Source organism: Paraburkholderia sediminicola (genome assembly GCF_046026675.1).
In the GTDB taxonomy this organism is placed as follows: domain Bacteria; phylum Pseudomonadota; class Gammaproteobacteria; order Burkholderiales; family Burkholderiaceae; genus Paraburkholderia; species Paraburkholderia sediminicola_F.
The window spans coordinates 3,113,758-3,133,031 of sequence record NZ_JAQQEY010000001.1 but is presented as its reverse complement, the minus strand read 5'-3'; the positions used below and the strand labels follow the sequence as shown (position 1 = coordinate 3,133,031).

Below are 19,274 nucleotides of genomic sequence, written 5' to 3'. Positions count from 1 at the left end.
GCATGCCGTGCGCGAACAAACAAGCTTCGCGCACGGCAAACAAACGCCGAATCACATATTCGGATAGTTCGGACCGCCGCCACCCTCAGGCGTCACCCAGACGATGTTCTGGGTCGGGTCCTTGATATCGCAGGTCTTGCAGTGCACGCAGTTCTGCGCGTTGATCACGAGACGCTCGCTGCCGTCGTCGTTCTTCACGAACTCATACACCGCCGCGGGGCAGTAGCGTGACTCCGGACCGGCATAGGTCTGCCAGTTCACATTCACCGGCACCGACGGATCTTTCAGCGTCAGGTGAGCCGGCTGATTCTCTTCATGGTTGGTGTTCGAGATGAACACTGAAGACAAGCGGTCGAACGTCAGCTTTCCATCCGGCTTCGGATACACGATCTGCTTGCACTGCGACGCCGGTTTCAGCATCTCGTGATCCGAATGCTGGTGATGCAGCGTCCAGGGCACGTTGCCGCCTAACAGCTTCTGCTCGATGCCGACCATCAGGGTGCCGAGGTACAGGCCCTTGCTCATCCACTGCTTGAAGTTGCGCGCACGATGCAGTTCTGTGTGCAGCCACGAGGTCTTGAACGACTCCGGATAGGCCGTCAGCTCGTCGCTGGTGCGGCCAGCCTGCACGGCTTCAAAAGCAGCCTCAGCGGCCAGCATGCCGGTCTTGATCGCCGCATGCGAGCCCTTGATCCGCGATGCGTTCAGGAAGCCTGCATCATCACCCACCAGCGCACCACCCGGGAACACCAGCTTCGGCAGCGACAGCAGACCGCCCGCAGTAATCGCTCGTGCGCCGTACGACACCCGCTTGCCGCCTTCCAGAATCGCGCGGATTGCCGGATGCGTCTTGTAACGCTGGAATTCCTCGAACGGCGACAGATAGGGGTTCGTATAGCCCAGACCGACCACAAAGCCCACCACCACCTGGTTGTTGTCCATGTGATAGAGGAACGAGCCACCGTAGGTGTCGTTCTCCAGCGGCCAGCCAGCGGTGTGCATCACCAGACCCGGCTTGTGCTTCGCCGGATCGATTTCCCACAGTTCCTTGATGCCGATGCCGTAGACCTGCGGATCGACGCCTTCGCGCAGCTTGAATTTATCGTTCAGCTGGCGGCCCAAGTGCCCACGCGCGCCTTCGCAGAACAGCGTGTACTTCGCGTGCAATTCCATGCCGAGCTGGAAGTTCCCGGTCGGCTCGCCATCCTTGCCGATACCGAGATTGCCGGTGGCGACGCCTTTAACGGAGCCATCGTCGTTATACAGAATCTCAGCAGCCGGAAAGCCCGGGAAAATCTCCACACCGAGCGCTTCAGCCTGCTGACCCAGCCAGCGCGTGACGTTCGCGAGGCTGATCACGTAGTTGCCGTGGTTCTTGAAGTTGTCCGGCAGCGCCCAGACCGGCACGCTCTTCGAGCCGGTTTCGGTCAGGAACAGGAATTTATCTTCGGTCACGTCGACCGTCAGCGGCGCGCCTTTTTCCTTCCAGTCCGGGATCAGTTCGGTGATGGCGCGCGGATCCATCACCGCGCCCGACAGGATATGAGCCCCGATCTCCGAGCCTTTTTCCAGTACGCACACGCCAAGCTCGACGCCTTTCCCAGCCGCCAGCTGCTTCAGGCGGATCGCCGCGGACAGGCCAGCCGGGCCGCCACCGACGATCACAACGTCGTATTCCATCGACTCGCGTGGACCGTATTGCTCAATGAGGCTTGCGGGGGTCATTGATGCTCCTCTTCTTACCGTTAGAATGCTTTTTTCGGGATCGTATTGTGGGCGATGGTCTCCGCCACTGCAACCAGATGAACAGAGATTAGCACGATCGTTCTATTTCTGTGATACGGTATGACCCGCAGTGATGGTCTTACCGCACCTGTCAACCGCGTCTGTAACAACAACCGAACAAGGGAACGACAATGGGCCGTTCGATCAATCTGGAAGGCAAGGTCGCGCTGATCACCGGCGCCTCGAGCGGGTTGGGGAAGCGCTTTGCTCAAGTATTGTCGCAGGCTGGCGCCAAGGTCGTGTTGGCAAGCCGCCGCACCGAGCGCCTGAAGGAGTTGCGCGCCGAGATCGAAGCCTCCGGTGGCGCGGCGCACGTTGTCTCGCTCGACGTCACGGATTATCAAAGTATCAAGTCAGCTGTCGCCCACGCGGAGACCGAGGCGGGCACGATCGACATTCTGGTGAACAATTCAGGTGTGTCGACGACGCAGAAGCTCTCGGAAGTCACGCCGGCCGACTTCGAATACGTGTTCGACACTAACACGCGCGGCGCGTTCTTCGTTGCCCAGGAAGTCGCCAAGCGCATGATCATGCGTGGCAATAGCGCGCAGAAGCCGTCATACCGGATCATCAATATCGCGTCGATGGCGGGCCTGCGGGTGTTGCCGCAGATCGGCCTGTACTCGATGAGCAAGGCCACCGTCGTCCATATGACGAAAGCTATGGCGCTGGAGTGGGGCAAGCACGGCATCAACGTGAACGCCATCTGCCCGGGCTATATCGATACCGAGATCAACCATCATCACTGGTCGACCGAGCAGGGGCAGAAGCTGGTCTCGCTGTTGCCGCGTCATCGTGTCGGCAAGCCGGAGGATCTGGACGGGCTGTTGCTGCTGCTCGCGGCCGACGAATCGCAGTTCATCAACGGTTCGGTGATTGCCGCCGACGATGGATTCGGGCTCGCCTGAACGCGCCTTTGGGCTGCCGTTCCTTGTTTGTCATGTTTGCCCCGGCCCACGCGCCGGTTTTACCCTCGTTTCAACCCGTTAAAGAAGTACGATGAGCGATTTTCACGCAGTTTTTGAGATGTCGATGCCGATCCGCTGGGGCGACATGGACGCATTCGGCCATGTGAACAACACGGTCTATTTCCGTTACATGGAGCAGGTGCGGATTTCCTGGTTCGAACGACTGGGTCTGGCCGGCAGCAACGTCGACGGGCAGGGGCCGGTGATCGTCAACGCGTCGATGGAGTTTCTCAAGCAGTTGCACTATCCGGGCGACGTGATCGGCCGGATGTCCGTGGCCACGCCCGGGCGCAGTAGTTTTGACACGGCGTTCGAACTCGTGCGCGCAGACGATCCGAACACCGTCTATGCCCGCGGTGCTGCGCGCTGCGTGTGGATTGACTACGCCGCAGGCAAGTCCGTGCCGGTTCCCGATATGCTGCGCGCGACCATCGAGAGCGCGGCGCTGGTCAAGGCGGCTTAATAGCTCCCAGCGCCTCCTCAGCGCCTTCTCAATGCCCGAGCAAACGCTGCAGCAGCTCGGTCGCATTCCCCGTATCGTATTTGCGCATCAGCCGCGCGCGGTAGACATCGACCGTGCGCGGGCTGATATCCAGCGCCCGTCCGATCTGCTTGCTGGTTTTGCCCGTCACCAGCTGCGCGGCGATTTCCCGCTCGCGCGGCGTTAATTCGACCGCCACGCGCCGTGTCGCGCTCAAATCCTCGAAGGTCCAGACACCGGCTGCGTGCGGGTCTGTGCGTTGCTGCGCGCGGCCCGTCACGTGGCACCAGAACAATTCTCCGTTGGCCCGCTTCATGATCCGGTCGTCCGCGTAACTGCCTTGCGCGGTCATGATCGGCGGAATCCGCGCGCCGATCCGCTCGAATTCGCCCGTCGACGGATACAGCACCTGGAACGACTGGCCGAGCAGCGCCTCGCGCGTGCAGCCGAATATCGACGCCAGCTCGTCGTTGCAGTCTTCGATGATCCGTTCGCGCGACAGCACGAGTCCGATCGGGGCGAGGTGAAACGCGGTTTGGTAATCCAGTGCGGGCATGGGCTGGCGGCAAGTACTTATGTATTTTTGCGTATTGTGCCGCATGGCGCGCCCAGCGTACTCTTTCGGACACATGACAACGCGGCGGAGCATCCGCAGCAGGCATTCGCGCCAGGCAGGGCAGCCTGAGCGCAGAACAGGCTGCGGATGACTAGAATGACGTGTCGGGCGTTTGCCCGCTGAACGTCTTATCCAAGTCGCAACGAACCGGTTTCGGGTTTCCATAAAGGAAGGGACAAACGATGAACAAGGTCTATCCAGGCGCGGCTGAAGCGCTGAAAGACATCGTCAAGGACGGGCAGACGTTTGCCGTCGGCGGCTTCGGGCTGTGCGGCATTCCCGAGGCGCTGATCGCGGCGCTGCGCGATTCGAAGGTGCAGGGCATCACCTGCATCAGCAACAATGCGGGCGTCGATGGTTTCGGCCTCGGTCTGCTGCTCGAAACGCGCCAGGTCAAGAAGATGATTTCTTCGTACGTGGGCGAGAACAAGGAGTTTGAACGCCAGTATCTGGCCGGCGAACTCGAGCTCGAATTCACGCCGCAAGGCACGCTCGCCGAGAAGCTGCGCGCCGGCGGCTCGGGCATTCCGGCCTTCTTCACGAACACCGGCTACGGCACGCTGATCGCCGAAGGCAAGGAAACTCGCCAGTTCGGCGAAAACCATTATGTGCTCGAACATTCACTGACGGCGGACGTCGCTTTGGTTAAAGCATGGAAAGCCGATAAATCGGGCAATCTGATCTATCGCCGCACCGCGCGTAACTTCAACCCGATGTGCGCGATGGCCGGCAAGATCACGGTCGTGGAAGTCGAGGAAATCGTTGAAGTGGGCGAACTCGATCCGGACGCGATCCACACGCCGGGTATCTTCGTGCAGCGCATTGTGCTCAATGCGAATCCGGAAAAACGCATTGAACAACGCATCGTCCGCGCGAAAGGAGACTGATCATGGCATGGACTCGTGACGAAATGGCCGCACGCGCGGCGAAGGAATTGCAGGACGGCTTCTACGTGAACCTCGGCATTGGCTTGCCGACGCTGGTGGCGAACCACGTGCCGGCCGGCGTCGAAGTGTGGCTGCAGTCGGAAAACGGCCTGCTCGGCATCGGCCCGTCGCCGACCGAAGAAGAAGTGGATGCCGATCTGATCAACGCCGGCAAGCAGACGGTGACCACGCTGCCGGGGTCGTCGATTTTCTCGTCGGCGGATTCGTTCGCGATGATTCGCGGCGGCCACATCAACCTGGCGATTCTCGGCGCGATGCAGATCAGCAAGAAGGGCGATCTGGCCAACTGGATGATCCCCGGCAAGATGATCAAGGGCATGGGAGGCGCGATGGATCTGGTCGCGGGCGTCAAGCGCGTGGTTGTGCTGATGGAACACGTCGCGAAGGGCGACCAGCACAAGATCCTCGAAGAATGCACGTTGCCGCTGACGGGCGTGGGCGTGGTCGATCAGATCATTACCGATCTCGGCGTGATCGAAGTGACGGAAGACGGCCTGAAGGTGACCGAGCTGGCGCCGGGCGTCAGCGTCGAGGAAATCCAGACGAAGACGGGCGCGCCACTGGATGTGAGCGCGGTGAGCTGAATGGTGTTGTGAGCCGCCCGCCTCGGTCTTTGTGACGGAAGCTGGCGGCAACGCAAGCTGCCTTGTAGGTCGCGGGGCGGCTTGCGAAGCGAATTAAAGCGAGGTTGTAAACGGGCGAGGCGCGAGTCTCGCCCGTTTTGTTTTGGTGCCGTTTTTCCGTGCCGTTTTGCGCTGCCCGCATCGGGGCGTCTTTGCTGCGGCTTTTACCTTGGGGCATCCTGGTCAGTCTTAGGCCGTTTGGCCGATCCTTGCCGCGCGGCAAAGCGGTTTACAATCGTTTCAAGATTCGACGTTCATTCCCCGCCGCTTGGTCTGCGCCGAGCCCATAGCGCTTTTGCAAGGAACCCAGATGACCGAGACGTCCGCTTCCACCGCCGAGCGGCCCGCGCCCCGCCAACGTTATGTGCAGTGCGCGAGCGCCGGTGGCCTGCACCGGATCGCCTACACCGAGTGGGGCGACCCCGCTAATCCACGTGTGCTGCTGTGCGTGCACGGCTTGACGCGCTCCGGGCGCGATTTCGACCGCCTCGCGGCGGAATTCGCCGGCACTTACCGCGTGGTGTGTCCGGATGTGGCGGGGCGGGGCTTGTCTTCGTGGCTCGCCAACCCCAACTTCTATAGCGTGCCGCAGTACGTCGCCGATATGGTTACGCTGATCGCACGCCTGAACGTCGAAACGGTCGACTGGTTCGGTACCTCGATGGGCGGTTTGATCGGGCTCGCGCTGGCCGGCCTGCCGGAAACGCCGATTCGTAAAATGTTGTTGAACGACGTCGGACCGCATCTGGAGCCGGTGGCGGTGCAGCGCATCGGCGAATACCTTGGCAAGCCCGTGCGTTTCGAAACGCTGCAGCAGGGCATCGATTACGCCGCGTTGCTTGCGCAAACCTTCGGTCCGCTCACGCCAGAGGAGTGGCGCGAGATCAATACGCCGCTTTTGCACGAGCAGGACGGCGCATGGTTGTTCCGCTACGACCCGCGGATCGCACAGCCGTTTGCCGCGACAACCGAAGAGGCGGCCAAACTCGGCGAGGCCGCACTGTGGCATTCGCTGGCTGCGTTTCAGGGGCCGGTGCTGGTGGTGCGCGGCGAGCAATCGGATCTGCTCTCGCGCGAGACCGTCGCGAAGATGGTGAAGACCGGGCGTGCTGTATCCAGCACCGAAATTGCGGGCGTCGGGCATGCGCCGGCGTTTCTGTCGGCCGATCAGATCGACCTCGCGAGGCGGTTCTTTATCGGGCCGCCCGCTGACGCGTCATAATATCGAGTTCCGCGCGGCGTCCTCTATTGGACGCAATGCGTGGGTGCAATGCGGAACGCATTTGCGATCAATTTTCAACCAACCCCAGGATTCTTCATGGCAGTCATTCGTCACCACGTCGGCAAGCGCCTCTCGGAAACCGCTGTGTACAACGGCACCGTGTACCTCGCCGGCCAGATCGCCGAAGACGCGGATCAGGACATCACGGGTCAGACGCGCGAAGTGCTCGGCCACATCGACCGTCTGCTCGAAGAAGTGAACAGTGACAAGTCGCATTTGCTGTCCGTGCAGATCTACATCTCGGACATGGTGCACTTCGCCGGCATGAACGCAGTGTGGGACGAGTGGGTCGCACAAGGTGCCACGCCGCCGCGCGCTACCGTCGAAGCGAAGCTCGCTAACCCGAAGTGCCTCGTCGAAATCGTCGTGGTCGCGGCGCAGCGCGATTGAGCCTGGCTGAGCCTGGCCTCGCAGTTGTTGTTGAAATTCCGTTGATCCGTCTGGCCCAGTGGGCCGTCGCACCATGACTACCGAAATCGTTACGAGCACGCCGTCCCCCATCCCTTCCTTCGACGAAGCGATGGCGTTCGTGCGCGAACACGCGGGCGAAGTGCGGCTCTCATCGGGCGAGTTGCTGGCGGATCATGCGGGGGGTACGGCGTCGATCATGCGCACGCTCAACGTCGATCCGCCAGCTGTGCTGGCGGCGGCCTTGTTTGCGCTGACGCCGCATTTGCAGGACCCTGAGCGCGTGATCGCCGATAACTTCGGCGAAGAAGTCGCGCAACTGGTCGGCGACGTGCGCAAGTTGCTGCGCCTGGGTACGGTGAGCTTGCGCGCCGCGCAGAATGCGATGCCTGAAGCCGGGCGCGATGCGCAGACCGCGCGCCGAGCGCAGGTCGAGGCGCTGCGCAAGATGCTGCTCGCGTTCGCGCAGGACATTCGCGTCGTGCTGATACGGCTCGCGTCGCGTTTGCAATCGCTGCGTTATTACGCGGCGGCGAAAATCACGCCGTCGCCCGACGTCGCGCGTGAAACGCTCGATATTTACGCGCCGCTCGCCAACCGGCTCGGCATCTGGCAACTGAAGTGGGAACTCGAGGATCTCGCGCTCCGCTTCGAAGAGCCGGTCACTTACAAGCGCATCGCCAAGCTGCTCGACGAGAAGCGCGTCGAGCGCGAGAGCTATGTTGCGCAGGCAATCGAGCGGCTGCAGCAGGAACTGGCCGCGGCGCATGTTCAGGCTGAAGTCAGCGGCCGGCCAAAACACATTTACAGCATCTGGCGCAAGATGCACGGCAAGGAGCTGGATTTCGCCGAACTGTACGATGTGCGCGCGTTTCGCGTAATCGTGCAAGACATCAAGGATTGCTACACCGTGCTCGGCATCGTGCACAACCTGTGGCAACCGGTGCCGAAAGAGTTCGACGACTACATCTCGCGGCCGAAGCCGAACGGCTATAAATCGCTGCACACGGTCGTGATCGGCGACGACGGCCGCGCGTTCGAAGTACAGATCCGCACGCAGGAAATGCATCAGTTCGCCGAGTATGGCGTGGCGGCGCACTGGCGTTATAAGGAAGCGGGCGCGCGTGGTTACGGCGGCCAGTTCAGCGCCAATGAGAAGTACGACGAGAAGATCGCGTGGTTGCGTCAACTGCTCGCGTGGAAAGACGATGTCTCCGAAGGCGAGCACGGCGAGAAGCGCGCCGCGCAGCCGTGGGAGCAATTGCGCCAGGCTACGCTCGACGACGACCACATCTACGTGCTCACGCCGCAAGCACGCGTGATTCCGCTGCCGCACGGTGCGACACCGGTGGACTTCGCGTATCACCTGCATAGCGAACTGGGGCATCGCTGCCGTGGCGCGCGTGTCGATGGCGCGATGGTGCCGCTCAACACGGCGTTGCAGAACGGTCAGACGGTCGAGATTGTCGCGGTGAAAGAGGGCGGTCCGTCGCGTGACTGGCTCAACCCGCAACTCGGGTATCTGCAGAGCCATCGGGCGCGGCAGAAAGTGCGCGCGTGGTTCAACGCGGTCGAAGTACAGGAGCACATTTCCAGCGGCCGCGCGATGGTCGAAAAGACCCTGCAGCGCGAGGGCAAGACGTCGGTCAATCTCGATCAGCTCGCCGCCAAGCTCGGCTTCAAGACCACCGACGATCTGTTCTCGGTGGTCGGCAAGGAAGAATTCAGTCTGCGGCTCGTCGAGCAGGCGCTGCACGATGCCCCGCCGCCCGAGCCTGTAGTCGAAGCGCCAGAACAGTTCGAGAAGCGCAGTAGCGGCGCGAGCGTCGCCCGCGGGGCTTCTACCGGTGTGCTCGTGGTCGGCGTCGATGCGTTGCTTACGCAACTCGCGCGCTGTTGCCGTCCTGCACCGCCCGACGACATCAGCGGCTTCGTCACGCGCGGCAAGGGCATGTCGATTCATCGCAGCGATTGCCCGACCTTCGTGCGCATGGCAGATCGCGCGCCGGAGCGCGTGTTGCAAACCGCGTGGTCGGCGGATGTCATGAGCGGGCGCGGGCAGTCGGTCTATCCCGTCGACCTCAGCATCGAGGCCACGGATCGGCAAGGTCTGCTGCGCGATATCTCTGAAGTTTTTGCGCGCGAGAAGATGAATGTGATCGGCGTGAAAACGCAGTCGCGTCGCAATGCGGCGTTCATGCAATTTACTGTCGAGGTGTCGAGCGCCGCGCAAATTCAGCGCGCGTGTACGTTGCTCGGTGAAGTAATCGGCGTGGTGCGCGCTTCACGCAAGAGTTGATGAGTGGACAAGGCGGCGGGTGCGTGCGGGTGCCCGGTAGGCTTCGGTTCGAAGCGCCCGCGCGCGTGAGTAGAAATTTAAAGTCGGTGCATAAAAGTACTTGCCAAGCGGTGTGGGGCTCCATATAATCTCGTTTCTTCAGGCTCGTAGCTCAGCTGGTTAGAGCACCACCTTGACATGGTGGGGGTCGTTGGTTCGAGTCCAATCGAGCCTACCAACGAAAGAGAAATTCCGGTTTTGCCGGGGTTTCGCAAACTGCAGTAAGCGCTTCTGCGCAAAAGGCAAATACGGTTATGGCACCGCGAACGTTGACCGAAACTACTTCGGAGCGACGCTAGTCGAGGACCACTTTCGCCACTGTAGTTAGCAGGAAATGTGAATGCGGCCCCTCGAAAGCGGGGCCGCATTTTTTTTGGCTTTTTTGACCTGGTTGTATGTGCCGCCGCCGGTCGGCACCACGGAGAACGCAATGGTTTCGATACGTCTGCCTGACGGTTCTGTTCGACAGTACGAGCATCCGGTGACCGTCGCCGAAGTGGCTGCCTCGATCGGCCCCGGCCTCGCGAAAGCTGCGCTCGGCGGCAAGATCGACGGTGAACTCGTCGATACGTCCACGCTTATCGATCATGACGTGGCGCTTGCCATCGTCACGGAGAAAGACGCCGACGGCCTCGACATCATTCGCCACTCCACTGCGCACTTGCTCGCGTACGCGGTGAAGGATCTGTTCCCGGAAGCGCAGGTTACGATCGGCCCGGTGATTGACAACGGCTTTTACTACGACTTCGCGTATAGCCGTCCTTTCACTCCGGAAGATCTCGAGAAGATCGAAAAGCGCATGCAGGAACTCGCGAAGAAAGACGAACCGGTCTCGCGCCGCGTGGTGTCGCGCGACGAAGCCGTGGACTACTTCAAGAGCATCGGCGAAAAGTACAAGGCCGAGATCATCGAATCGATTCCGGCTACCGACGAAATCAAGCTGTACTCGCATGGCGGCTTCACGGATCTGTGCCGCGGCCCGCACGTGCCGTCCACCGGCAAGCTGAAGGTCTTCAAGCTGATGAAGCTTGCGGGCGCCTACTGGCGCGGCGACTCGAAGAACGAGCAATTGCAGCGTATCTACGGCACGGCCTGGACGAAGAAGGAAGACCAGGACGCGTATCTGCACATGCTTGAAGAGGCGGAAAAGCGCGATCACCGCAAGCTCGGTAAGCAGCTCGACCTGTTCCACATGCAGGACGAGTCGCCGGGCATGGTGTTCTGGCATCCGCGTGGCTGGACGCTGTGGCAGCAGGTCGAGCAGTACATGCGCCGCCGTGTGAACGACGCCGGCTACCTCGAGATCAAGACGCCGATGATCATGGACCGCTCGCTCTGGGAAGCGTCGGGTCACTGGCAGAACTATCGTGAAAATATGTTCACGACGGAATCGGAAAAGCGCGATTACGCGATCAAGCCGATGAACTGCCCGGGTCACGTGCAGGTGTTCAACCACGGTTTGCGCTCGTATCGCGATCTGCCGCTGCGTTACGCGGAATTCGGCTCGTGCCACCGCAATGAATCGTCGGGCGCGCTGCATGGTCTGATGCGCGTGCGTGGTTTCGTGCAGGACGACGCCCACATTTTCTGTACCGAAGACCAGTTCATCAGCGAATCGATCGCGTTCAACACGCTGGCGATGAGTGTCTACAAGGACTTCGGCTTCGACAATGTCGAGATCAAGCTGTCGCTGCGCCCGGATGCGCGCGCCGGCACGGACGAGACATGGGACCGCGCGGAGCAGGGCCTGCGCGAGGCGCTGACGGCCTGCGGCGTGACGTGGGAAGAGTTGCCGGGCGAGGGCGCGTTCTACGGCCCGAAGGTCGAATACCACATCAAGGACGCACTCGGCCGCTCGTGGCAGTGCGGAACGTTGCAGCTCGATATGGTGCTGCCGGAGCGCCTGGGCGCCGAATACGTCGCTGAAGACAATAGCCGCCGCCGCCCGATCATGCTGCACCGGGCAATCGTCGGATCAATGGAGCGTTTTCTCGGTATTCTGATCGAGCACCATGCTGGTGCAATGCCGTCGTGGCTCGCACCCATGCAGGTTGTGGTGATGAATATCGCGGAAAGTCAGATCGAATATGCGCAGTCTCTAGCCCAATCGTTGCAAAAACAAGGGGTTAGAGTAGAGGCCGATTTGCGCAACGAGAAGATTAGCTATAAAATACGGGAGCACACGCTAGAAAAGGTGCCGTATCTGCTTGTGGTCGGCGACAAAGAGCGTGAAGCCCAAACGGTAGCCGTGCGTGCCCGTGGTGGTGTCGATCTGGGCGTGATGCCTCTCGATACCTTCATTGAGCGTCTGCGCCAGGACGTGCAGTCGTTCAACTGAGCCACTTGGCAGCCCGGCTCGTTTTTTTAATTTTTAGAGGAAACGTAACATCGCTACTGATAAGTCTGCGCACCGCATCAACGGTGAAATTACAGCACCCGAGGTGCGTCTGGTCGGAGTCGAGAACGAACCGCTCGGCATCGTGAAACTCGCTGATGCGTTCCGCATGTCGGAACAGCAGGATGTGGATCTGGTTGAAATCGCTCCGCAAGCGGTTCCGCCGGTCTGCCGTTTGATGGACTACGGCAAGTTCAAGTACTCGGAAGCGAAGAAGCAACACGAGGCCAAGCTCAAGCAGAAGATTGTCCAGGTCAAGGAAGTCAAATTCCGCCCGGGCACCGATGACGGCGATTACAACGTCAAGCTGCGCAACCTCATCCGCTTCCTCGACGACGGCGACAAGACGAAAATCACGTTGCGTTTCCGTGGCCGCGAAATGGCTCACCAGGAAATCGGTATGCGCATGCTCGAGCGCCTGCGTACAGACCTCGACGAAGTCGGTCAGGTCGAGCAGATGCCGAAAATGGAAGGGCGCCAGATGATCATGGTGCTCGCGCCGAAGAAAAAGAAGTAAGCCGCTGGAGCAGCGGCGCACCGTGTGGTGCGCGCTCCGGTTGTGAAAGATTGAGACGATGCTGTGCCGGGTGTCCGGTGCGGGATCGGCAGGTTTCGGAACGGCGCATGTGCAAACGTGCGCCTCTTCCTGAAAAGCGGCCGCTGGCGGTAACGGCGGTCTGCATACCAAGTGGAGTGGGTTTCGAAGGGCGGGTAATGGCCATCTGGCCGACCGCACACCCATATCCATCTAATAATGGAGTTGTCATGCCGAAGATGAAGACCAAGAAGAGTGCTGCAAAGCGCTTCGTGGTGCGTCCGGGCGGTACCGTCAAGCGCGGTCAAGCCTTCAAGCGCCACATTCTTACCAAGAAGACCACCAAGAACAAACGCCATTTGCGCGGTTCCACGTCAGTTCATGAAGCAGATATGAACTCCGTGCGCGCAATGCTGCCGTTCGCTTAACCCTTAACCGACACTCATAGGAGCAAGATATGCCTCGAGTAAAACGTGGGGTTACCGCACGGGCCCGTCACAAGAAGATCATCAAGCTGGCCAAGGGTTACCGCGGCCGTCGCAATAACGTCTATCGCATCGCCAAGCAGGCGGTCATGCGCGCAGGCCAATACGCCTACCGCGATCGCCGCAACAAGAAGCGTGTGTTCCGTGCATTGTGGATCACGCGTATCAACGCGGCGGTGCGTCAGCACGACATGACGTACAGCGTGTTCATCAACGGCCTGAAGAAGGCTTCGATCGAACTCGACCGCAAGGTGCTGGCCGACATGGCTGTGTTCGACAAGGCTGCTTTTGCTGCGATCGTTCAGCAGGTGAAAGCCGCCGTTGCAGCCTGATTGCGCTTTGGGCAATTAAACTGCGTGGTTCGTTGCAGCGAACATCCGGTAGTCTCGGTGACGCTGCAGCAAAAACGGGGCTCCTCACCGAGCCCCGTTTTTGTTGGTAGAACCGGATTGCTTCGATAGAACACTGACGTTGAAATGATGGGATCAATGGATCTGGACCAGATTGTCGCCGACGCGCAAAAAGCCTTCGCAGAAGCCTCCGACGTCACCACCCTCGAGAACGAGAAAGCGCGCTTTCTCGGCAAATCGGGTGCGCTGACCGAGCTATTGAAGGGACTTGGCAAACTCGATCCCGAAACGCGCAAGACCGAAGGCGCACGGATCAACCTCGTCAAGCAACAAGTGGAAGCCGCGTTGACGGCCCGGCGCCAGGCGCTGGCCGACGCGTTGCTGAACCAGCGCCTCGCCGCTGAAGCCATCGACGTCACGTTGCCCGGCCGCGGCACCGGCGCAGGCAGTCTGCACCCGGTGATGCGCACATGGGAGCGCGTCGAACAGATTTTCCGTACGATCGGATTCGACGTGGCCGACGGCCCCGAAATCGAAACCGACTGGTACAACTTCACCTCGCTGAACAGCCCGGAAAACCATCCGGCGCGTTCTATGCAGGACACCTTCTATGTCGACGGCAAAGATGCCGACGGCCGTCAACTGCTGTTGCGCACGCACACCAGCCCGATGCAGGTGCGCTACGCCCGTACCAACACGCCGCCGATCAAGGTGATCGTGCCGGGCCGCACGTATCGTGTGGACAGCGATGCAACGCATTCGCCGATGTTCAACCAGGTCGAAGGCCTGTGGATCGACGAGAACATCAGCTTCGCGGATCTGAAGGGCGTCTATTCCGACTTCCTCAAGAAATTCTTCGAGCGCGACGATATTCAGGTGCGCTTCCGTCCGTCGTACTTTCCGTTCACCGAACCGTCGGCTGAAATCGACATGCTGTTCGAAACGGGCAAGAACGCCGGCAAGTGGCTCGAAATTTCGGGTTCTGGCCAGGTTCACCCCACGGTGATCCGCAACATGGGCCTCGACCCCGAGCGCTACATCGGTTTTGCCTTCGGCAGCGGCCTCGAGCGGCTCACGATGTTGCGTTACGGCGTGCAAGACCTGCGTCTGTTCTTCGAAAACGACCTGCGTTTCCTGCGTCAATTCGCGTGAACTGGCGCGTACGAACGCGACAAGCATAGAGCGCGGCACTGCGCGCAGTGCCGCAGCCGCGTCCCCGACATAGCCCAGTGAACCAATGGGCCGCCTGCCGGACCTGGACCTAACCTGATCAGAACGTACACAGAACCATGCAATTCCCGGAATCCTGGCTGAGAACCTTTGTCGATCCGCAACTGACGACCGATGAGCTGTCGCACGCGTTGACGATGGCGGGTCTCGAAGTCGAAGACCTGCGGCCGGCCGCGCCGCCGACCTCGAAGATCGTCGTCGGCCAGGTGCTGGAAGTCGTCAAGCACCCGGACGCGGACAAGCTCAACGTTTGTCAGGTCGACGCCGGCACGGGCGCGACGCTGAATATCGTGTGTGGTGCGCCGAATGTCGCGCCGGGCATCAAGGTCCCGGTCGCCCTGGTGGGCGCGCAACTGCCGCCGGCCGAAGAGGGTGGCACGCCGTTCGCGATCAAGCTCTCGAAGCTGCGCGGCGTGGAAAGCCAGGGCATGCTGTGCTCGGCACGCGAACTGAAGCTCTCGGAAGATCATAGCGGCCTGATGATCCTGCCGGAAGCTACGCCGATCGGCCAGGACATCCGCGAAACGCTCAATCTCGACGACACGGTTTTCGAAATCAAGCTGACGCCGAACAAGGCGGACTGCCTGTCGGTGTTCGGCGTGGCGCGCGAAACGTCGGCCATCACCGGCGCACCGCTGCGTCCGCTCGAGATCAAGCCGGTCGAAGTCAAGTTAAACGAAACGTTGCCCGTCAAAATCTCGGCGCCCGATCTGTGCGGCCGCTTCTCGGGTCGCGTGATTCGCGGCGTGAATGCGCGCGCGAAGTCCCCACACTGGATGGTGCAGCGTCTTGAGCGTTCGGGTCAGCGCAGCATTTCCGCGCTCGTCGACATCTCGAACTATGTGATGCTCGAACTGGGCCGTCCGTCGCACGTTTTCGATCTGGACAAGATCCACGGCGGCATGGACGTGCGTTGGGGCCGCAAGGGCGAGACGCTCAAGCTGCTGAACGGCAACACGGTCGAACTCGATGAGACTGTCGGCGTGATCGCCGACGAACAGCACATCGAAAGTCTCGCCGGCATCATGGGCGGCGACAGCACGGCCGTCACGCTCGACACCACCAACATCTATCTCGAAGCCGCGTTCTGGTGGCCGGATAGCATTCGTGGCCGCTCGCGCAAGTACAATTTCTCGACCGATGCAGGCCATCGTTTCGAGCGCGGCGTCGATTACGCGACCACCGTCGAACACATCGAACGCATTACGCAATTGATCCTCGATATCTGCGGCGGCGAAGCTGGTCCGGTCGACGATCAGATCGTCAACGTGCCGAAGCGCGAGCCGGTGAAGATGCGGGTCTCGCGTGCGAACCGCATCATCGGTATCAAGATCGACGCGGACGAAATTGCGCAGATCTTCACGCGCCTCGGCCTCACGTTCGAACGCGACGGCGATACGTTCTCGGTGATCCCGCCATCGTACCGCTTCGATATTGAAATCGAAGAAGACCTGATCGAAGAAGTCGCACGTATCTACGGCTTCGAAAAGATCCCCGCACATCCGCCGGTTGCGACCAGCGAAATGCTGCCGACCAACGAAACGCAGCGCTCGATCCACGTGATCCGTCACGCGCTCGCCGCGCGCGATTACGCGGAGACGGTTAACTTCAGCTTTGTGGATGCTGAGTGGGAATCGGACTTCGCCGGCAATGACAAACCTGTTCGTCTGTTGAATCCGATTGCGAGCCAGTTGTCGGTCATGCGCACTACGCTGTTCGGCAGCCTGATCGAGGTCCTGCGCACGAACCTGAACCGTCGCGCGGCTGATCGTGTGCGCGTGTTCGAAGCCGGCCGCGTGTTCCTGCACGATCCGTCGATCAAGGCAGGTGAATTGACCGTCGAAGGTTTCGCGCAGCCGAAGATGATCGGCGGCCTCGCCTACGGTCCCGTGCTCGAAGAGCAGTGGGGCGCACAAACGCGCACAGTCGACTACTTCGACGTGAAGGGCGATCTGGAAGCCGTGCTCGCGCCGGCAGTGGCGCGCTTCGTGAAAGCGGAGCATCCGGCATTGCATCCGGGGCGTAGCGCGCGTATTGAACTGAATGATCGCGCGGTAGGCTGGATTGGTGAATTGCATCCGCGCTGGATGCAGAAATATGATTTGCCGCATGCGCCGATTCTGTTTGAAATCGAATCGGAAGCATTAATGCAGCGTGTATTGCCGACTCCGGCGGATGTGTCTAAATTCCCGCCGGTGCGTCGCGATATCGCGGTGGTCGTCGATCAGAAAATCGAGGTGCAGGCGCTGCTGGACGAGCTCCAGAAGGCTCAGTCCGAAGAGGCCTGCAAGACTGTTCAGAAGGTTGTGCTTTTCGACGAATTCCGTCCAAAATCAAACACTTCCGGTGGTTTGGCTGCTCATGAGAAAAGCCTTGCGTTCCGTGTGACCTTGCAAGATACTGGCGGGACCCTTCAGGATGAAACGGTCGATCTGGCCATTCAAACTCTGGTGGAACGTCTGGCTCGAGTATATGGCGCACGGTTGCGTGGATAACCCGCATTTAACATTTGCACGGCATTTTTTCGCAACCTCCGTTTCTGCTTGGCGCGCCATTTGATAGATATGAATGAAATGAACTCGAGTGATTTCGAAGCCCTTCTTACGGCGCAACGCAGCGCCATGATTCGCGATATTCCGACATCACCCGCGGCCGTTTCCACCGAAACGCCGACGCTTACCAAGGCTGAACTTGCCGAGTTGCTGTTCGACAATGTCGGGCTCAACAAGCGGGAAGCGAAAGACATGGTCGAAGCATTCTTCGAGGTGATCCGCGATGCGCTGGAGAGTGGTGATAGCGTGAAGCTGTCGGGGTTCGGCAACTTCCAGTTGCGCGACAAACCCCAGCGTCCCGGCAGAAACCCGAAGACCGGCGAGGCGATTCCGATCGCCGCGCGCCGCGTTGTGACGTTCCATGCAAGTCAAAAGCTGAAAGCGTTGGTCGAGAACGGCGCTGAAGCGAGCTTCGCGCGCTGATCGACTGGCGCGTCCCTGCGCAACCCACCACGACGGCTAACTGACGATGACAGCGACGATCGAAAAAGTCGTCTTGCCTCCGATTCCGGCGAAGCGCTACTTCACGATTGGTGAGGTCAGCGAACTATGCGGCGTAAAACCGCATGTGCTGCGCTATTGGGAACAGGAGTTCACGCAGTTGAGGCCGGTCAAGCGGCGCGGCAATCGCCGGTACTATCAGCATCATGAGGTGCTGTTGATCCGGCGGATTCGTGAGTTGCTGTACGAGCAGGGCTTTACGATCAACGGAGCACGCAATCGGCTCGATTCGCATGGCGGTGGCGCGTTGGGTGGGCCGGCTGATCTGGTCGAGGAAGGCGAGGGCGCGGCGGTTCCGGCCGCAGCAACGGCTGCGGTAGATGTGGAGCAGTTGCGCAAGGAATTGCTGCATGTGATCGACCTGTTGGGTCACTAGTTTTCTTTGTTAGCGCCGAGCGGTTCTAATCGATTGAAGTGTCTGTTATAATTCTTCGCTGTTCGGGGCGTAGCGCAGCCTGGTAGCGCACACGCCTGGGGGGCGTGTGGTCGGAGGTTCAAATCCTCTCGCCCCGACCAAAGAAATCAAGGCCTTATGGATGTATGTCCATAAGGCCTTTTTCTATTTCTGGCCTGAACCGGTTTCGTGTTCTGGCCGACGCTAGTCAATCACGACGAAGAAAGCCTGGAAACCAGCTCTCACCCTCTGCCGAGCGCGATAAACCGCTCGAGATGATGATCCTCATCGCCCAACTGATGGTCGATCATCACAAGGCGCTTCGCATAGTGCGCCATCGGCAACTCCCACGTCATGCCGATACCGCCATGCAACTGAATACACTCCTCGGCGACCATCGTCCCTATCCTGCCGATACTGTATTTTGCCGCTGAAACCGCGCGTTCCCGCACCGTACGTTCAGCGCCCAGCGCGGCCGCGGCATTGATCACCGCCGATCGCGCCTGCTCGATCTCGAGTAGCAGATCCGCCATCCGATGTTGCAATGCCTGGAAGCTGCCGATTGGTACACCGAACTGCTTACGCGTGCGCAGGTACTCAAGCGTGTAGTCCTTGGCAACATCCATCGCGCCGACCGCTTCTGAACACAACGCAAGGACGCCACAGCTGATCGCGTACTCGAGCGTTGCAAAGCCTTCTCCGGCTGTGTCGAGCACAGCATCGTCTGCGAGCGCGACGTTGTCGAACGTGACCTCGGCCGCGCGGCCGCCGTCGATCCTGCGATAGCCGTGCACGTTGACACCCGCGGCGTCGCGCGGGACGAGAAAGAGCGTGATACCGGCTTCGGCGTCATCGGCGCCTGCGGTGCGTGCGGAGACCAGAAAAACGGAAGCGTTCTCGCCGTGCTGAACCACCGCCTTCGCGCCATTCAACTGCCATGCGTCGCCAACACGCTGGGCACGGGTTGTGACGCGCGACAGTTCGTAGTGGCCGTCCGGCTCGCCATGCGCGAGCGCAACGATCCGGGATCCGTCGATCAATTCGCCAAGCGCGGCCCTTTGCGTTTCATTGCCGCCGCGCGCGATCGCCTGGCCGACGATCAGCGTATCGAGAAACGGCTCGACCACGAGGCCGCGACCCAGGCTCTCGAATACGACGGCGATATCGAAGCCGCCGCCGCCAAAACCACCCTCCGATTCATCGAACAACGCGCCGATAATGCCGAGTTCCGCGAAGCGATTCCACAGGTCGGCGCTGAAGCCTTCGGGCGAGCCCGCGATGCGGTCACGCGTTTCGAAGGCGTATTGCTCGGTGACAAAACGGTTGAGCGTATCCGCCAGCATGCGGCGGTCTTCGGTGTGCTGGAAATTCATGACGTGCGCCC

General features: G+C 60.5%; 18 protein-coding genes and 2 tRNA genes. 17 read left to right on the top strand and 3 right to left on the bottom strand.

What is annotated here, in order from left to right; all coding sequences use genetic code 11:
• Positions 1-51 precede the first annotated feature (51 nt).
• Positions 52-1,725 (bottom strand): electron transfer flavoprotein-ubiquinone oxidoreductase, encoded by a 1,674-nt coding sequence (locus tag PQQ86_RS13475; RefSeq protein WP_408267462.1) that lies wholly within the window; start codon positions 1,723-1,725, stop codon positions 52-54.
• Positions 1,726-1,916: 191 nt separating this feature from the next.
• Here PQQ86_RS13475 and PQQ86_RS13470 point away from each other — a divergent pair, with 191 nt between their 5' ends.
• Entirely contained in the window at positions 1,917-2,693 is a 777-nt protein-coding gene (locus tag PQQ86_RS13470) for an SDR family oxidoreductase (RefSeq protein WP_408267459.1), read from the top strand.
• Positions 2,694-2,784: 91 nt separating this feature from the next.
• Positions 2,785-3,216 carry an acyl-CoA thioesterase gene (locus PQQ86_RS13465; protein ID WP_408267456.1) on the top strand — a complete coding sequence of 144 codons (432 nt, stop codon included), beginning with the start codon at positions 2,785-2,787 and terminating at the stop codon, positions 3,214-3,216.
• 28 nt (positions 3,217-3,244) lie between these two features.
• On the opposite strand, the gene PQQ86_RS13460 is transcribed toward PQQ86_RS13465, so the two are convergent.
• Positions 3,245-3,790 carry a LuxR C-terminal-related transcriptional regulator gene (locus PQQ86_RS13460; RefSeq protein WP_408267453.1) on the bottom strand — a complete coding sequence of 182 codons (546 nt, stop codon included), beginning with the start codon at positions 3,788-3,790 and terminating at the stop codon, positions 3,245-3,247.
• A 242-nt stretch (positions 3,791-4,032) separates the two neighbouring features.
• Here PQQ86_RS13460 and PQQ86_RS13455 point away from each other — a divergent pair, with 242 nt between their 5' ends.
• The 15 genes from PQQ86_RS13455 (at position 4,033) to PQQ86_RS13385 (ending at position 18,012) form a co-directional block, all read left to right on the top strand.
• Positions 4,033-4,737 (top strand): CoA transferase subunit A, encoded by a 705-nt coding sequence (locus PQQ86_RS13455; protein ID WP_144145859.1) that lies wholly within the window; start codon positions 4,033-4,035, stop codon positions 4,735-4,737.
• A 2-nt stretch (positions 4,738-4,739) separates the two neighbouring features.
• On the top strand, positions 4,740-5,381 hold the full coding sequence (locus PQQ86_RS13450; protein ID WP_097389913.1) for a CoA transferase subunit B: 642 nt from the start codon (positions 4,740-4,742) through the stop codon (positions 5,379-5,381).
• Positions 5,382-5,730: 349 nt separating this feature from the next.
• Complete coding sequence (locus PQQ86_RS13445; protein WP_408267449.1) at positions 5,731-6,642, top strand: alpha/beta fold hydrolase; 912 nt, start codon at positions 5,731-5,733, stop codon at positions 6,640-6,642.
• A 96-nt stretch (positions 6,643-6,738) separates the two neighbouring features.
• The gene (locus tag PQQ86_RS13440) at positions 6,739-7,092 is read left to right on the top strand and encodes a RidA family protein (protein WP_028200195.1); all 354 of its coding nucleotides are present in this window, start codon (positions 6,739-6,741) and stop codon (positions 7,090-7,092) included.
• Positions 7,093-7,165: 73 nt separating this feature from the next.
• A complete protein-coding gene (locus PQQ86_RS13435) occupies positions 7,166-9,409 on the top strand; it encodes a RelA/SpoT family protein (protein WP_408267446.1) in 2,244 nt (747 codons plus the stop codon).
• Positions 9,410-9,549: 140 nt separating this feature from the next.
• Positions 9,550-9,626, top strand: a tRNA-Val gene (locus PQQ86_RS13430).
• Positions 9,627-9,878: 252 nt separating this feature from the next.
• A complete protein-coding gene (gene thrS / locus PQQ86_RS13425) occupies positions 9,879-11,786 on the top strand; it encodes a threonine--tRNA ligase (protein ID WP_408267443.1) in 1,908 nt (635 codons plus the stop codon).
• A gap of 49 nt (positions 11,787-11,835) precedes the next feature.
• Entirely contained in the window at positions 11,836-12,360 is a 525-nt protein-coding gene (gene infC, locus PQQ86_RS13420; protein WP_074263967.1) for a translation initiation factor IF-3, read from the top strand.
• A gap of 248 nt (positions 12,361-12,608) precedes the next feature.
• Complete coding sequence (rpmI, locus tag PQQ86_RS13415; RefSeq protein WP_097389908.1) at positions 12,609-12,806, top strand: 50S ribosomal protein L35; 198 nt, start codon at positions 12,609-12,611, stop codon at positions 12,804-12,806.
• A 29-nt stretch (positions 12,807-12,835) separates the two neighbouring features.
• Complete coding sequence (gene rplT / locus PQQ86_RS13410) at positions 12,836-13,195, top strand: 50S ribosomal protein L20 (RefSeq protein WP_006052502.1); 360 nt, start codon at positions 12,836-12,838, stop codon at positions 13,193-13,195.
• Between the two features lie 156 nt (positions 13,196-13,351).
• Complete coding sequence (gene pheS / locus PQQ86_RS13405) at positions 13,352-14,365, top strand: phenylalanine--tRNA ligase subunit alpha (RefSeq protein ID WP_028200200.1); 1,014 nt, start codon at positions 13,352-13,354, stop codon at positions 14,363-14,365.
• Between the two features lie 137 nt (positions 14,366-14,502).
• Positions 14,503-16,938, top strand: a complete 2,436-nt coding sequence (gene pheT / locus PQQ86_RS13400) for a phenylalanine--tRNA ligase subunit beta (RefSeq protein ID WP_408267438.1) — start codon at positions 14,503-14,505, stop codon at positions 16,936-16,938.
• A 69-nt stretch (positions 16,939-17,007) separates the two neighbouring features.
• Entirely contained in the window at positions 17,008-17,418 is a 411-nt protein-coding gene (locus tag PQQ86_RS13395; RefSeq protein ID WP_054040433.1) for an integration host factor subunit alpha, read from the top strand.
• Between the two features lie 46 nt (positions 17,419-17,464).
• A complete protein-coding gene (locus PQQ86_RS13390; protein ID WP_408267434.1) occupies positions 17,465-17,872 on the top strand; it encodes a MerR family transcriptional regulator in 408 nt (135 codons plus the stop codon).
• 63 nt (positions 17,873-17,935) lie between these two features.
• A tRNA-Pro gene (locus PQQ86_RS13385) sits at positions 17,936-18,012 on the top strand.
• Positions 18,013-18,132: 120 nt separating this feature from the next.
• Here the strand turns inward: PQQ86_RS13385 and PQQ86_RS13380 are convergent.
• On the bottom strand, positions 18,133-19,263 hold the full coding sequence (locus tag PQQ86_RS13380) for an acyl-CoA dehydrogenase family protein (protein WP_408267431.1): 1,131 nt from the start codon (positions 19,261-19,263) through the stop codon (positions 18,133-18,135).
• Positions 19,264-19,274: the final 11 nt, after the last annotated feature.

What these genes read in the sequence shown, in the direction of transcription:
- PQQ86_RS13440 (WP_028200195.1), top strand. Translation starts at nt 6,739, where the DNA reads ATGGCAGTCATTCGTCACCACGTCGGCAAGCGCCTCTCGGAAACCGCT.
- PQQ86_RS13395 (WP_054040433.1), top strand. Translation starts at nt 17,008, where the DNA reads ATGAATGAAATGAACTCGAGTGATTTCGAAGCCCTTCTTACGGCGCAA.
- pheT (WP_408267438.1), top strand. Translation starts at nt 14,503, where the DNA reads ATGCAATTCCCGGAATCCTGGCTGAGAACCTTTGTCGATCCGCAACTG.
- PQQ86_RS13450 (WP_097389913.1), top strand. Translation starts at nt 4,740, where the DNA reads ATGGCATGGACTCGTGACGAAATGGCCGCACGCGCGGCGAAGGAATTG.
- PQQ86_RS13470 (WP_408267459.1), top strand. Translation starts at nt 1,917, where the DNA reads ATGGGCCGTTCGATCAATCTGGAAGGCAAGGTCGCGCTGATCACCGGC.
- PQQ86_RS13445 (WP_408267449.1), top strand. Translation starts at nt 5,731, where the DNA reads ATGACCGAGACGTCCGCTTCCACCGCCGAGCGGCCCGCGCCCCGCCAA.
- PQQ86_RS13390 (WP_408267434.1), top strand. Translation starts at nt 17,465, where the DNA reads ATGACAGCGACGATCGAAAAAGTCGTCTTGCCTCCGATTCCGGCGAAG.
- PQQ86_RS13460 (WP_408267453.1), bottom strand. Translation starts at nt 3,790, where the DNA reads ATGCCCGCACTGGATTACCAAACCGCGTTTCACCTCGCCCCGATCGGA.
- PQQ86_RS13380 (WP_408267431.1), bottom strand. Translation starts at nt 19,263, where the DNA reads ATGAATTTCCAGCACACCGAAGACCGCCGCATGCTGGCGGATACGCTC.
- pheS (WP_028200200.1), top strand. Translation starts at nt 13,352, where the DNA reads ATGGATCTGGACCAGATTGTCGCCGACGCGCAAAAAGCCTTCGCAGAA.
- PQQ86_RS13435 (WP_408267446.1), top strand. Translation starts at nt 7,166, where the DNA reads ATGACTACCGAAATCGTTACGAGCACGCCGTCCCCCATCCCTTCCTTC.
- thrS (WP_408267443.1), top strand. Translation starts at nt 9,879, where the DNA reads ATGGTTTCGATACGTCTGCCTGACGGTTCTGTTCGACAGTACGAGCAT.
- PQQ86_RS13475 (WP_408267462.1), bottom strand. Translation starts at nt 1,725, where the DNA reads ATGACCCCCGCAAGCCTCATTGAGCAATACGGTCCACGCGAGTCGATG.
- rplT (WP_006052502.1), top strand. Translation starts at nt 12,836, where the DNA reads ATGCCTCGAGTAAAACGTGGGGTTACCGCACGGGCCCGTCACAAGAAG.
- PQQ86_RS13455 (WP_144145859.1), top strand. Translation starts at nt 4,033, where the DNA reads ATGAACAAGGTCTATCCAGGCGCGGCTGAAGCGCTGAAAGACATCGTC.
- PQQ86_RS13465 (WP_408267456.1), top strand. Translation starts at nt 2,785, where the DNA reads ATGAGCGATTTTCACGCAGTTTTTGAGATGTCGATGCCGATCCGCTGG.
- rpmI (WP_097389908.1), top strand. Translation starts at nt 12,609, where the DNA reads ATGCCGAAGATGAAGACCAAGAAGAGTGCTGCAAAGCGCTTCGTGGTG.